Genomic DNA, 13,377 nt, shown 5'->3' with positions numbered 1-13,377 from the left:
TCAGATCTCTTTCATACTTCCATAGCGCACGCCGTTCTCGAATGCGCGGGCAAGCGTTGTGACGGTCGCGTGCAACATGGCTTCGACCGGGGCGTTTGCCGTGACGAGTTGCGCCACAAAGGCAGGATGCACATAGACTGTCACCGCATCGCGAACGACGCCCGCTGCGACATCGATGTCGTCGATATGCCACTCGCCCCGCCGTACCGCCTTATCGATCAACCGCGCGACGAGATTGGTGATCCGTTCGGCATAAGTGGTGACCATGTCGGGCCGATCCACGACGATGCGTCGATACAGATCGTGTATCTCGCGGTCGCCGACAAACCGATCACGCTTGCGTCGGTGTAGGTCGAAGAGCATCGCCATCAATTGCTCGGCGGGCGGGCCATCGTTTTCGATATACTGGGCCGCCAACTGAGTTTCGTCATCCATGGCCTCCTGGACGATCGCGTCCATCATAGCGCTCTTTGAGCGATAGAAGCGGTAAAGCGCGGCATGGCTCACGCCCAAGTCACGCGCGACGTCCGTTACGTTCGTCTTTGCCTCGCCAAACCGACGAATTTGCGCTTTCGCACTTTCTAGGATCGTCACTGCCGTCAGCGGCTGAAGAGCTGTTTCTCGCATGCCTCTTGCATAGACTGAACTCTAACGATCTACAAGTTACATATAATGGATATTGTAAGTTGAAATTTACGATGGCATATGCCGCTCGACTCATAAGGAGGCCGCAAATGGCAACTGCATTCGTAACCGGCGCCACAGGGCTGCTCGGTCGTCACTTGGTGGAACGGCTTGTTCAGCAGGGCTGGACTGTCCGCGCCCTGCACCGCAATCCCAGCGATGCCGCAAAGCTGCGCGCGATCGGCGCGGAGCCTTTTGCGGGCGACCTAGGAAATCCAGCTGCGCTCAGAAAGGCGATGGCAGGCGCAGATACCGTGTTTCACGCGGCCGCGCTGTTCACCATGTGGGCACCGGCGGAGGACTTTGAGAGCGCGAATGTCGGGGGCACCCGGAACATGCTGACGGCGGCTCAGGCAGAGCACGTCTCCAGCTTCGTCTACATCAGTGCCGCCGGCGTCGTGATGGGCGATGGCAAGCCAATGACGAACATCGCCGAGGACACGCCGCTCGCCTATCCCTCCTGCGCGCCCTATCTCGCGTCCAAGGCACGCGCACAGAAACTGGTTCTCGACGCAAACGAGGCCGGTGGCATGCGCACCGCGGCAATCCTGCCGCCCCTCATCTGGGGCGCGGGAATGCCGATGCTCGACAATTTGGTCGAGCAGGTGATGGCAGGCAGTTTTACCTGGCCTGCAGGCGGCAGCCAGATCATGTCGACCGCCCATGTCCACAATGTCTGCGCCTGCGCCATCCTGGCCGCCGAGAAATCACCGGGCGGCAGGGCCTATTTCGTAACCGACGGACAGAGTCAGTCGCTGCGTACCGTGATGACCGCGCTGGTCGGGACCAAGGATGTCGAGATCAAGGCCCGCAATGCGCCACTGGGAATTGCGTGGTTCATAGCGCGAGTGATGGAGTTGCTCTGGCGCACGTTCGGACGTTCAGGCGAACCGCCGTTGACCCGGCAGATGCTGCGGATGGTAGGCTATGACTTCACTATATCGGATCGCCGCGCGCGTGAGGAGCTAGGCTACGCCCCCGTCACAAGCTGGGCTCAGGGATTGGCCGCGATGCGCGCCGGCGCCTGAACCCACTTTTCCAAACGCGAAATATCGGAACAGACGATCATGACAAACTCATTCGATAGCGGAATCGGTGCGTCAGTCGTGACCGGCGCATACGCCGACATCGGGGCGACCATGCCGACCATCTCGCGCATCGCGGCCATGCCCTCCTTCTCGCGCCCGCCGCGCGGAAATACTTGAAAGCGTGGCCCAAGCGATCCGGGACGCACGTGGCGTCACCGTCGAGACATTGGCGGCTGACTTCGCCGACGCGTTGGACCTAACGCGCGTGACGGACAGGATCGGCGGCGATCCCCGGATCACCATGCTGGTGAACAATGCCGGCACGGCCACCTTTGCGCCTGTCGTCGAAACCTGCAACGCTGCGGCAGCGGCAATGATCAATGTCAACGTTACGGCCCTTGTGCAACTGATGCTGGCCTTGCTCCCGAGCTTCACCGCCCGTAACAGCGGCACGATCGTCAACATCGCGTCCGTCGCCGCGCTCGGCGAATTGCCGAGACTGCCCTCTACAGCGGTACAAAAGCTTTCATCCTCAGCTTCACGCGCGGGTTGTCGGGCGAACTGGCCAATAGGGACATCCGAATGCAGACTGTGCTGCCCGCGCCTGTCGCAACGGAGGGCTGGGACAAGGCCGGTCTGCCACTCGCCTCCCTTGATCCCGCCACGGTGATGTCGGTCGCCGATTGCGTGGACGCCGCCCTTGCCGGTCTCGACATAGGCGGAACGATCAAGGTCCCATCAGTGGAAGACCTGGCGCCCCTGCTTGCGGATTATGACTCCTCGCGCTTCGCACTGTTGGGCGCGGCGCAAAGCGGAGTGGCAGCTTCACGATACAAAGTAGGAGGTTGAGCGCGCTGCTATAATTGGCGTCGGAGAGCATGCGGTGTTGGGAGGGCATTATCAGGGCTTCGGAGAACGGAAGACTTAGGCGAAGGTGCTCGCTGCATCGAATGGCATCATTGGGTGCGCCGCCGCGAACGACTGGTTCCGGCGTAAGCCGACCTCCCAAAGCTGCATCGAAATGCCGGAAGTAGGTCGGGTGCCGCCGGCAGAGAAAGCCGCATCGTGGGACTCTGCGGTCATTTTTCGAGCAGGTCCCAAACGGCTGCTTCAGATTTAACTCGACATTCGCGAACTTCGCCGCGCGGCAGCGTTAAAAGAGCGCGACTGGCCGCTACGCGAAAGGGCAGCTTCTGCGAAGCGCGACGAAGTTTCGACGGCGGCCACCTCAAGGTCCGTCAGTGATCGCCGGTTTTAACGCCTCTTCCGCCCATGTACGGAAGCTCGTCGCACCGATGATGGCGGTTTCACGCGGGGCGACTTTGTCCATGCCTTCCTCCTTAGCGCGCAGCATATCGACATACCCTTGCGCGAACGCATCGGTGAGTCCGCGTGCCATCGCGGTGTCCTTGTACGCCTCGTAGGTCTGATGCTCGTACGCACCTCTCGACCGATGACGTCCGACACGATCGCCGCAAGATCGGCATAGGAGAGCTCCTCGGGACCGAGGACCGGCACATCTTCCTGTTCGGACCATGAGCGGTCGATCAGCAGGCCGGCAGCGGCAGCGCCCGTATCGCGGGTAGCCGTATGCGGCAGCTTCTTGTCGGGATCGATCGGGCCGAACATTTTGCCCTGACGGATCGCGCCGGCTTGCAGCAGCGCATTGTCCATGAAGCCCGGCAGAGCGAGCCCCCGCACGGCAGCGCCCGTCGTGCGCAACAAGTCGATCATGTGGATCGAACCGGTCGCGTTGCCGGCCCGCTCCTGCCACGGTGTATCGCGACCCAGCGTCGTTGCGGCGATGATGTGGCGCACGCCGTGCCGGCGCATCGCCGCTGCCCCCGGCCGGGCGAAGTCGACCGTTGCCGCCGCAGGCGTCGCCGCTGGCGTTGGGGGGCAAAGTCAGAACATCGCGTCCGCCCCCCGAAACGCGCGATCGACCACAGCGGCATCGGCGTGCGATCCTTCGACCACCTCGACCTGGTCAAGCACCTCCTGCGCAAGCTTCGAGGGATCGGGGACGATCAGACGCAGCACCTCCCCGGCATCGAGCAGATGCCGAACGACGTGGCGGCCGATGTTGCCCGTGGGCGTAGTGACGACGATCATGGGAACACTCCAGTTGGTCGCTGGCCGAGATAGTCGGATGCAGTAGAACGAGCTATATCCGATCGTCGCCCATTCCTTCGCCATCGTCCGGAAATGCCATGGCCCCCTCTCCGACATCCTTTCGATCCTCAAACCCGAAAGCTACCTCACGGCTGGCCTCGACGCCGGCGGCGCATGGGCGATCCGGTTCGGCAATCGTCCCGGAACGATCAAATGCCACGTCGTGACCGCCGGAACCTGCTGGCTAGCGGTCGACGGGATCGACGCCGTCCAGCTCGTCGCGGGAGATTGCATCATCCTGCCGAGCGGGCGGCCCTTCACGCTGGCAAGCGACCTGGCATTGGCTCCGGTCGACGCGCACGACGTTCTCAGCCAAGCCTGTCCTGGAGATGTCATCTTGCACAAGGGGGGAGGCAGCTTCGCGTTCCTTGGCACCCGCTTCGAGGTCGACGGGCTGAAGGCGGGTGCGCTGCTCGGAGCGCTGCCGCCGCTCATTCATCTCCACGAGATCGACGACCGCGATGCCATGCGCTGGTGCATCACGCAGTTGATGGCCGAGATGCGCGAAGGGAGACCGGGCGGCATGCTCGCCGCGCGGCATCTGGCGCATCTAATGCTTCTTCGCGCGTTTCGGCTTCATCTGTCGCGGCAGGCCGGCGACCGCGTCGGCCTGCTTTATGCGCTCGCGGATCCACATCTCGGAAAGGCGATCGAGGCGATGCATGCCGATCCCGCCTATCGCTGGACGCTGGCGGAACTGGCAAGCCGGGCCGGGTTGTCACGGTCGATCTTCGCGGAGCGGTTCCGCGCCAGGGTCGGCGAAACGCCGATTGGGTATTTGACACGGTGGCGCATGATGCTCGCAAGCGACCGCTTGGCAATCGGGCGGGAGTCGCTCGGGAGCATTGCAAATGCGCTCGGCTACGAGTCCGAAAATGCCTTCAACACGGCGTTCCGGCGGGTGATGGGCTGCTCACCGCGTCGTTATCCTCATTCGTCGAATATGTTTTCGGCCCAGCCAACCATGAAATCGACAAACGCGCGTGTCTTGGGTGCTTGAAAGCGGCCGGAGGGCCACAGAATGTTCCATGTTCCTCGTCGGTCGAGAAGTCCGTTAAGGACGACCTGCAACACCCCATCCCCGATATGCGATTGCACCATGAAGTCGGGGAAGGCGCCAATGCCAGCCCCCGCCAATGCCAAGTCGAGGAGCGGGTCGATGATGCTCGCGGTCAGGGTAGCAGGGACAATTGCCTCCGGTGCTCCCGCGATCGGCCAAGGTGCGACGCGTCCGGTCGACAGTCTTTGCCTTAGGCAGGCGTGTTCGAGCAGGTCGCCGGCGGTCTTCGGAGTCCCTGAGCGCTTGAGATAGCCTGGCGCGGCGACCAGCAGCCAGCGGAAGCGCCCGAGCTTGCGATGCTTCAGGCGACTGTCGGCAGGCTCGCCCGTGCGGATGACGGCGTCGAACCCTTCCTCGATCACATCCACCAGCCGGTCGCTGAAATCCAGGTCGAGTTCGATCTGCGGATGCAACGCCATGAATGTGGCAAGCGGCCGGGTGAGGACCGCACCGGTGAGCGGCAAGCTCAGACGCAAACGACCGCGCGGCTCGGCCGAGGCGTGCGCGATCTCGTTCTCGGCCTCCTCGAGCCCTTCGAGGAGGCTCCGTACTCGCGCTAGGAAAAGGCCACCCGGCTCGGTCAGCGAGATCGTGCGCGTGGTCCGATGAAAGAGTTGGACCGATAGCTGATCTTCGAGCCGGGCGATCGCCTTTCCCACTGCCGAAGAAGAGATGCCAAGCGCCTGCCCGGCGACCCTGAAGCTTCGCGTCTCGGCCGCTGCGGCAAAGGCCTGCAGTCCGCTCAAACTATCTACCTGGATTGTCATTGCCAACATTTGCTCCGCTATGATCGGAATTCCAGCCTTCTTATCCTAAAGCAGATCAATTGCTATCTGGGCGGCTTCAGCGGCGCGAGAAGCCGCGACCGGAGCACCCAATGTCGACCTTGTTCACGCCCTTTACCCTTGCTGGCCGCACCCTGCATAACCGCGTCGCGATGGCGCCGATGACGCGGTCGCGCGCGCCGCACGACATCGCCGACGAAACCATCGCGCTGTATTACGCGCAGCGCGCGACCGCGGGGCTGATCGTCAGCGAAGGCACGCCGATCTCGCGCGAAGGGCAGGGCTATCTTTTCAACCCCGGTATCTTCTCGCCTGCGCAGATCGCCGGATGGCGGCTGACGACGGAGTCGGTCCACGCAATCGGCGGCAGCATCTTCGCGCAGATCTGGCATGTCGGCCGCGTCTCGCATGCGTCGATCCAGGAGAACGGCCGCCCGCCCGTCAGCGGGACGTCCAAGCTCGCCAAGGGCGCGACCGCCTTCGGCTATGACGAGGCCGGCAAGCCCGGCTTCGTCGAGGCGCACGAACCACGAGCTTTGTCGACCGACGAGGTCGCGCGCGTTGTCGGAGATTTCGCCCAGGCAGCCGCCAACGCGGTGGAGGCCGGCTTCGATGGCGTCGAGATCCACGGCGCGAACGGCTATCTGCTCGAGCAGTTTCTGAACCCCGAGGTCAACGATCGCACCGACCGCTATGCGGCCGACACGATGGAAAACCGGCTGCGCTTCGCGCTCGAAGTGGTCGACGCGGTCATCGCGCGGATCGGGCGTGAGCGCGTCGGTATTCGCATCTCGCCTTACGGCCAGCTGTTCGACATGCCGCATTATGCCGACATGGACGAAACCTATACCGCCCTGGTCGCAGCGCTCGGCACGCGCGGCATCGCCTACGTCCATGTCATGGACCAGTCCGGCTATTCGATGAGCCACCCGCCGGGAGAGCCGAAAGCCAATAGCCTGGCCGATCGCCTCACGTGCCTGCTTGCCGCGTTTCGCCGCGATCTTCCGCAAACCGCGATCATCCTGGCGGGCGGCATGACCAAGGCGCGCGCTGAGGCGTTGCTCGCCGATGGCACGATCGATCTCGCCGCTTTTGGTCAGCCGTTCATAGCCAACCCTGATCTCGTTGCGCGCCTGCGCCATGACTGGCCGCTCGCGACACCCGACCGCGACACCTATTACGGCGGCGGGATCGCGGGCTTTGCCGATTATCCGGCCTACCGCCCGGCGGCTGACTGACTACAACGCGCTCGCTTCAAACCCCTCTCTTCGGCGTCGCTCCGCGGCGTCGCGCGACCCTTGGAGGTCTTCCATGACCACGACTACCCTAGCGCGTCCGATCCAGGCGCAACATCAAGCGCCAGCCGGCAGTGCGCTTGCGATTATCCTGCTCGCCATCTCGGCGTTCATCATCGTCACCACCGAGTTCATTATCGTCGGATTGCTTCCAAATCTGGCGCGCGACCTCGGGGTATCGATCGGGACGGCGGGCTGGCTGGTGACGCTGTTCGCCTTCACCGTGATGCTGTGCGGACCGGTCCTCACCGGTCTCGTCGCGCATTTCGATCGCAAACGACTGTTTGTCGTGCTGCTACTCGTCTTCGCCGGTTCTAATGCGCTGGCGGCCGCAGCACCCAATATCTGGATCCTCGGGCTTGGGCGCTTGCTGCCCGCGCTCGCGCTGCCGGTCTTCTGGGGCACGGCCAGCGAAACCGCAGGCGTGCTCGCTGGCCCCGAAAAAGCGGCCAAGGCCGTCGCCAACGTCTATATGGGTATCGCCGGCGCGATGGTGTTCGGTATCCCGCTCGGCACGCTTGCGGGCGACGCGTTCGGCTGGCGCGGGACGTTCTGGGGCCTGTCCGCGCTGTCTTTGCTGATGGCCGGGCTGCTCGCCTGGGTCATGCCGCGGATCGCCAAGCCAGTGAAGATCGAGCTCGGCGACCAGTTGCGCACGCTGAAGGATCGCGCCCTTCTCGGCAATCTCGTGCTGTCGATCGCGGTCTTCACCGCGATGTTCACCGCCTACACCTATCTCGCCGATCTGCTCGAGCGGATCGCCGGCATTCCGTCGAGCGCGGTCGGCTGGTGGCTGATGGGCTTCGGTGTGATCGGTCTCGGCGGCAACTGGCTGGGCGGGCGCTTGGTCGACCGCAGCCCGCTGGCCGCCACGCTGGCCGGAGTGGTGCTGCTCGCGATCGGCATGACCGCGACCTCGCCGCTCGCCGGCAATCACGTCTGGCTCGCCCTCGCACTCGGCGTCTGGGGCCTCGCCAATACCGCACTGTACCCGATCTGCCAGGTGCGTGTGATGCGAGCGGCAGGCCCCGCCCAGGCGCTTGCCGGCACGCTCAACGTGTCGATGGCGAATGCCGGCATCGGGCTTGGCGCCATCATCGGTGGTGCAGTGATCGAGACGATCGGCATCGCGCGCATCGGCTATGTCGCAAGCGCGATTGCCGTGGTCGCGATGCTGCTGGTTCCCGTCGTCGCGCGCCTGTCGCGCAAGGATGCCTGATCATGACCGACACGCCCTATGCGCTGTTTCAGGCTTTTAGGTGTCTTAAATCCCGTCCTCTGCTCAACGGACGCTGCCAGTTTCTCGTTACTCCAACCTAGTGCAGCAGGTTCAACCAAAAAAAAATCGACCATCTGATGAGCATAGTCATTAAAGTTTTTTGGGCGCTTCACAAAGGAATGAATTTCTGATGACAATCCAAACTTTGCTGCCGCAGGATTATTCGCCCGGTATTCCCTCTCAATGCGCTTGATGGCCTCAAGGACCTTGCGGCGTAATTCAGCACCGTGATCGACCGGCGCGACATTGACCGCTTTCCGCCTTTCCACTTCAGCAACCTCTGCGATTGCCTCGTTGAAATCAAAATCTTGCATGGCATTGAATTACAGCACGCATGGGCACGATGGAAGATATTCGCGTCCGCGACCGAACCCGTACCATGGGGCGAGAAATGAACTCAGGACACTCCACGGCCCGACTATGAGCAAGCCATCCAAGCACCCCCATATCGATCCGCGTTTCGCGCTCTACCAACAGCAACCCAGAGCAAACAAACTGGACGCGCGCCAGCGCCGCATATGCCATATCGATCCAGCCTTTCTGGAGGCGCTGGAGGCCCGTGTGAATGATCCACGAAGGCTTGCCGCCTTCCTTTTCCGGGATGCCTTCCTATATACGCCTGAGCGCCCCCTGCGACCGTTGCGGAGGCTTCCGGAGACGAACTCGCGACCGATCCTGCTACATCTGCCACCTCAACAGAGGGCGAGAGAACTTTGAACGAATGAAGGCCGGACTTTCGCCCAAGGTGAAGCAGAGCCGCGACGGCTATCTTGATATGCTGGATCGTCAACGCCGGGAGCGCGACGATGAGTTTATCACGAAGGAGTTTGGTCGAATTAAGGTTAAGCTGTTACCGACTGGTCGCCTAGAAGTCACCTACCCTGATGGGTATGTCGAGCCCGATTTAAGGAAAGCGTCAGGCCAACGTGTGTGGGAGTTGATGGAAATGCTCCCGGAACTGAAAGATGCCCTCATCTGGGCTGGTTGGTATTGACCTACCTTTATGGGAAGGATTTCAACCTTACTTGCAGATCAAGTTTACGTTTATGCAATTCTAAATCTAAGGTGCCTGCTGGAGGATTAATAATCGCCGATCCAGCCTTTTGTGGTTGATTCTCTGCAACAAAATCTTCCTGTGAATTTCGGATTTTTTTCCATTCCTCAATTTCGTATTGCTCAGCAGCAAGGTCTAATAGGATCAAATCAACGCCATTCAGGGCATATTGAAATCTATTCACTGTTAGCTCAGCAATCAGAATGCCCAGAGCGCCCTTACAGATAGTGTGCGCAATTAGACTGCTCCGATTATCTTCCATTCCCATAGCTAAAGAAACCGCAGCGACGGTCATGTAGTGCGGCGCTGGCCCCCTCTTGCCGGAGAAGTGATCGTTTTAGCTAACCCACGCATTTTCGATCAAAGAGTTAGCAAATTTAGACGGGCCGCCGGGAATGATAAACGGGACCGGCAATTGCTCGAACAATTTTTCCACGATGACAGCGGCCCTACTCTTTTGCGCAGTATCCCTAATCCATTTAATCATAACGGCCTCGCTAATGCGGACAATCAATCCAATGGGTCGTAAATACCGTGGTCATAAAATAGTCAAGCCACGATGGCTTGGCGGTGGCACGGATCGCAGGACATCATGACACAAAGGGGCAACTCGCCCAACTCGGCGTTGCGATCCGCAGCAAGCGGAAATTGGCAGGTCTATCGCAGGAGGCATTAGCCGATGCTGCTGGCATTGATCGCTCGCACATGGGCAAGATTGAACGCGGCGAACGGAACGTCACGTTCCTGAACCTAAGTCGCATCGCCGCCGCTATCCAGCTACGCCCTTCCGAACTTTTGACGGAAGCTGACCTGTAACGGCGTTCCTCGGTGGCAGGCATCATTCCGCCTGTTTGACACCCTCTACCTTTTAGGCGTCGGCAATTTTAGGCCGGGGATACGGAAGGAGGCGATTGCATCGACCAAGGCCCGCATGGATGGAGCCGCGCCATATTTGTCAGCGGCGTCTTTGCCCTCATGTCCTTGGAATTGACGGCACACACGTTCATTTATCCCGGCATCAACGGCCAGCGTTTTCCATGTGTGCCGGAAGGAGTGAAAGACCTTCGCCTTATCTTCTATCCCGCAGGCCCGCTTATACCGGCTGAACCACTGGCCCCATTTGTCGGTCAGCTTCATGCCGATGCCGATAGGCTGTAGGGCAGGAAAGACCCGTCCCGCCTGATCGGGCAGCTTTGCCACATAATCGACGAAGCCCATTTCTATCAGCTTGGGATGCAGCGGCACTAAGCGCCTGCTCGCCTCGTTCTTGATTTGATTGGGCAAGGCGTCATCGTCGCCTATGTCGGTAATGTCGATGCACCAAGCCTCTTGCCGCTGTTCGGCAGCGTCGATGTAGGCAACGCGCTTCACATCACTGACACGAAGCTGGCCGATTTCCTCCCGTCGCGCTCCCATGAAAAGCGCAATGAGCGGCATCCAGTATGCAGCCCCCCCATAGCCAGCCTTGGACCGCTTATCAGCCGTGTAGACTGGGCCAGAGAATAAGGCGTTCAGGTCATCAATGTTGAAATCCTTGCGCTTCTCGCCTCGCTCGCTGACAGCCATTTTCACATCGCGGGCCACGTTGACCGGAACAACATCCTCCTGTGCCGCCCACTCCAGTAGGGTGCGGAGGTAAGCCAGCCGGTCCCGCACGTTGATTTGCGACCGCCTAGGGTCAGCAATCAGCATCCGCTTGTAGGTCATTACATCGGCCTTGGTGATTTGCTCGACGGACTTCCGGCCTATCATGCTGTTGAACAGCTTGGCGTCTCGCCAATAGGCATCCTTGCCACGAGGCGACGACTTGCGCTCCGCAGCCCAGCCATCGACAATATCAGTGTCGAGAAAGACGCCTTTCCCTTTCCCGGCAGGCTTGCCTCCGTCGCAGTCCACGGCCTGATTTTGCGTGATTGATGCGCGCGCCAGCATCCGACCGACAAGCTGCTCACGCTCAATATCGGCCATTTCGCGTAGATGCAGGACCAACAGGCGACCGGCTCTTGCTATGTCGGCAGGAGAGGCATCGACCTCCCTACCCTCGGCCAAAGCATCCATGATCGGCTCCAGCGCCTCAATCTCGCTGTCCTGATCGCTTAGCGCCTGCCCCAGCAGGTCAGCCTGCTCTTGTTCCCATTCCCACTGCTCACGGTCCCGTCTTAGCTGTGCAGGGGATCGCGGCAACGATGGCGTCCGGGCTGGCTTGTCAGCAGCAGCTTTATCCCGGCGCGCTTGGTCCAGCAGCTTATGAGCGGCCTTGGTATGATCGGGGATAATTAGCTTGGCAGCGTCCCGGTCCTTTAGGCCTAGAGACATTTTGATTTCCCGCTTGCTACCCATAAACGGGCGCAACTCCGCAGGCACGCTCATGCGGAAATAATAGACGCCGTTAGGTGCTTTGTGCAGATAGGAACACATGGCTTCGTCCTTCGTACGTTTGTACTAGACGCTTGTAAAAAAGCCTGCAATTCCAATGTTTTCTAGGGATTTCAAGCCCCTGGAAAAAGTGGTGCCCAGAAGAGCTTTCTGGGGCGCCGTCTAAGCGGTTGATTTCTCAATCAAATCATAGGCTTGAGAAGTCGCCGCAGGCATCAATAGCACGATCTGGATTCGTGGAAAAGGCTGGACGTGAATGGACGGGGCGGTTCCAGTCCTTTTCGGCATCGGGCTCATGGGAGCATTATCTCCCACTAACGGAAAGATAACGGGGGGCAGGCGCTTTGTCAGCGACATCACCACGACACGGCGAACTGCCTTTTGATGCTCCGCATTATGCCGGCGTCGCGACCAGGTCCTCTGGCAGTTCTTGCCGACGTCACTCCTCTTCAAAAGCGCTCATCTCGACTTGCCGTCGCCGTTCAAGATCATCCCGCAGAAGAAGAGCCTGTCCGATATAAGGCGCCGGGATATCGAGCTGGTCGAAGTGATCCAGAAAGGCTTCGAGTGCGGTCCCCACTCCCGCGAAGGAGAAATCATCCTGGACCGCGCGACCGTAGACATAATCCAGGAGGCGCTGGCAATTTTCCGGGAGACCGTCGCCACGCAATGCGCGCACGAAGAGCCAAAGAATGACATCGATTGTTTGAATGCCCGCACTTTCCTTCGCGGTCGAGATTTCGAGGCGACTTCCGAACACTTTGCGCAGGACCATCTTCTCCCCGAGGGGCAATCGGACGACATCAGGCAGCGCATTCGAATACATCTGATGCCAATCTTTGATGTTCTGCGCGAATTGCTGCTGCCGATCATGGCGGATCACGTCGACCGGCCGGCCCCAAGCGTTGGACTGCATCTCGATCCCCGCCAGCAAATTGCCGAAGCCGACCATATTCGGACTATGTCCGCGCCGGCCCGCTGCGTCAGAGTAGACAAATTCGAGGGCCTCGGGATGGTCCGCCGCCCAAGCGAGTGCCTCGGCAATCACCTCGCGCGAGCGTTCGTCGGGAATTAGACCGACGCGCGCATTCAGTTCACGACAGAAATCCGCCATCTTCGCGCGGGCGCGGTCCGGTCGCGCATCCATCAGCGCATCCCAGAATGTGGCGCCGATCGTGTCGTCGAGCAGCGAAGCGACCTTGAAGGCCATCAGCAACCGCAGCGGTCGAAGATTGTAAATGTGCCAAGGCACCGCCTTGTTCTCGAACGAATCGAAGATCGTGTCGAACACCTTAGTGGCGAGGATATAGCGCTTTTCGACGCGCGCGAGCGCGAAGCGCGGCCCCGCCTTACGGATGACCTTCAACAGATCGGGCGCGATCGGCTCAAGCCGGCCGAGCCCCAACTGGTTGGCGTGGATCTCGTCCGAGCCTAACGACCGGGCGATCGTTCGGATTTCCCCTTCGAAGCGGACGTCGTAATCGGAGCGAGTGAGCAATGCCGCAGTGGCGAACAGAGGCTGTGCTTCGTCCAGGAGCTTGACGCCGGTATTTCCGGTCTCATCGACATAGGCGTACATACGATATTTTCCTGTCCGCTGAAGAACGCGCTAGCCTGAGTGCGGGGATCGACCCTCTTAGGGAT

The 13,377-nt window shown here is 60.6% G+C and carries 16 protein-coding genes; 7 read left to right on the top strand and 9 right to left on the bottom strand.

All coding sequences use genetic code 11. From position 1 onward, the window contains the following. On the bottom strand, window positions 1-627 hold the full coding sequence (locus ASE85_RS17190) for a TetR/AcrR family transcriptional regulator (RefSeq protein WP_082462897.1): 627 nt from the start codon (window positions 625-627) through the stop codon (window positions 1-3). A gap of 107 nt (window positions 628-734) precedes the next feature. On the opposite strand from ASE85_RS17190, the gene ASE85_RS17185 reads away from it, so the two are divergent. Then, window positions 735-1,712, top strand: coding sequence for an NAD-dependent epimerase/dehydratase family protein (locus ASE85_RS17185; RefSeq protein WP_056691128.1), 978 nt, complete (start codon window positions 735-737; stop codon window positions 1,710-1,712). On the opposite strand, the gene ASE85_RS23180 is transcribed toward ASE85_RS17185, so the two are convergent. Next, window positions 1,679-1,852, bottom strand: a complete 174-nt coding sequence (locus ASE85_RS23180) for a hypothetical protein (RefSeq protein WP_156358404.1) — start codon at window positions 1,850-1,852, stop codon at window positions 1,679-1,681. The two genes, ASE85_RS17185 and ASE85_RS23180, sit on opposite strands and share 34 nt — an antisense overlap. Window positions 1,853-1,893: 41 nt before the next feature. On the opposite strand from ASE85_RS23180, the gene ASE85_RS22640 reads away from it, so the two are divergent. Further along, window positions 1,894-2,382: an SDR family NAD(P)-dependent oxidoreductase gene (locus ASE85_RS22640; RefSeq protein ID WP_162237479.1), complete on the top strand. Its 489-nt coding sequence runs from the start codon at window positions 1,894-1,896 to the stop codon at window positions 2,380-2,382. Window positions 2,383-2,966: 584 nt separating this feature from the next. On the opposite strand, the gene ASE85_RS17175 is transcribed toward ASE85_RS22640, so the two are convergent. Further along, window positions 2,967-3,545 carry a hypothetical protein gene (locus ASE85_RS17175; RefSeq protein WP_200928394.1) on the bottom strand — a complete coding sequence of 193 codons (579 nt, stop codon included), beginning with the start codon at window positions 3,543-3,545 and terminating at the stop codon, window positions 2,967-2,969. A gap of 72 nt (window positions 3,546-3,617) precedes the next feature. Then, window positions 3,618-3,824, bottom strand: a complete 207-nt coding sequence (locus ASE85_RS23590) for an SDR family oxidoreductase (protein ID WP_200928393.1) — start codon at window positions 3,822-3,824, stop codon at window positions 3,618-3,620. 61 nt (window positions 3,825-3,885) lie between these two features. Here ASE85_RS23590 and ASE85_RS22635 point away from each other — a divergent pair, with 61 nt between their 5' ends. After that, window positions 3,886-4,884, top strand: coding sequence for an AraC family transcriptional regulator (locus ASE85_RS22635; protein ID WP_327196630.1), 999 nt, complete (start codon window positions 3,886-3,888; stop codon window positions 4,882-4,884). On the opposite strand, the gene ASE85_RS17165 is transcribed toward ASE85_RS22635, so the two are convergent. Next, window positions 4,815-5,711 (bottom strand): LysR substrate-binding domain-containing protein, encoded by an 897-nt coding sequence (locus tag ASE85_RS17165; RefSeq protein WP_056691336.1) that lies wholly within the window; start codon window positions 5,709-5,711, stop codon window positions 4,815-4,817. The genes ASE85_RS22635 and ASE85_RS17165 overlap by 70 nt on opposite strands. A 110-nt stretch (window positions 5,712-5,821) precedes the next feature. On the opposite strand from ASE85_RS17165, the gene ASE85_RS17160 reads away from it, so the two are divergent. Beyond that, window positions 5,822-6,967, top strand: coding sequence for an alkene reductase (locus tag ASE85_RS17160; RefSeq protein WP_056691120.1), 1,146 nt, complete (start codon window positions 5,822-5,824; stop codon window positions 6,965-6,967). A 73-nt stretch (window positions 6,968-7,040) separates the two neighbouring features. After that, on the top strand, window positions 7,041-8,243 hold the full coding sequence (locus ASE85_RS17155; protein WP_056691117.1) for an MFS transporter: 1,203 nt from the start codon (window positions 7,041-7,043) through the stop codon (window positions 8,241-8,243). Here ASE85_RS17155 and ASE85_RS23175 read toward each other — a convergent pair. Beyond that, window positions 8,165-8,617 (bottom strand): hypothetical protein, encoded by a 453-nt coding sequence (locus ASE85_RS23175; protein WP_156358403.1) that lies wholly within the window; start codon window positions 8,615-8,617, stop codon window positions 8,165-8,167. The genes ASE85_RS17155 and ASE85_RS23175 overlap by 79 nt on opposite strands. A 407-nt stretch (window positions 8,618-9,024) precedes the next feature. Between ASE85_RS23175 and ASE85_RS17150 the strand changes: the two genes are divergently transcribed. Next, window positions 9,025-9,297, top strand: coding sequence for a hypothetical protein (locus ASE85_RS17150; protein ID WP_056691114.1), 273 nt, complete (start codon window positions 9,025-9,027; stop codon window positions 9,295-9,297). A 7-nt stretch (window positions 9,298-9,304) separates the two neighbouring features. Here ASE85_RS17150 and ASE85_RS23170 read toward each other — a convergent pair whose 3' ends face one another. Continuing rightward, window positions 9,305-9,652, bottom strand: coding sequence for a hypothetical protein (locus ASE85_RS23170; RefSeq protein ID WP_156358402.1), 348 nt, complete (start codon window positions 9,650-9,652; stop codon window positions 9,305-9,307). Window positions 9,653-9,927: 275 nt separating this feature from the next. Here ASE85_RS23170 and ASE85_RS17145 point away from each other — a divergent pair, with 275 nt between their 5' ends. After that, window positions 9,928-10,173, top strand: coding sequence for a helix-turn-helix domain-containing protein (locus ASE85_RS17145; RefSeq protein ID WP_056691333.1), 246 nt, complete (start codon window positions 9,928-9,930; stop codon window positions 10,171-10,173). A 45-nt stretch (window positions 10,174-10,218) separates the two neighbouring features. On the opposite strand, the gene ASE85_RS17140 is transcribed toward ASE85_RS17145, so the two are convergent. Then, the gene (locus tag ASE85_RS17140; protein WP_082462893.1) at window positions 10,219-11,775 is read right to left on the bottom strand and encodes a site-specific integrase; all 1,557 of its coding nucleotides are present in this window, start codon (window positions 11,773-11,775) and stop codon (window positions 10,219-10,221) included. 397 nt (window positions 11,776-12,172) lie between these two features. Continuing rightward, entirely contained in the window at window positions 12,173-13,312 is a 1,140-nt protein-coding gene (locus tag ASE85_RS17135) for a DUF3800 domain-containing protein (protein WP_056691108.1), read from the bottom strand. Between the last annotated feature and the right edge of the window lie 65 nt (window positions 13,313-13,377).

This window comes from Sphingobium sp. Leaf26 (assembly GCF_001421665.1).
In the GTDB taxonomy this organism is placed as follows: Bacteria; Pseudomonadota; Alphaproteobacteria; order Sphingomonadales; family Sphingomonadaceae; genus Sphingobium.
Note: the sequence above shows the minus strand (reverse complement) of the source record. Positions and strands in the feature narration are given on the sequence as shown.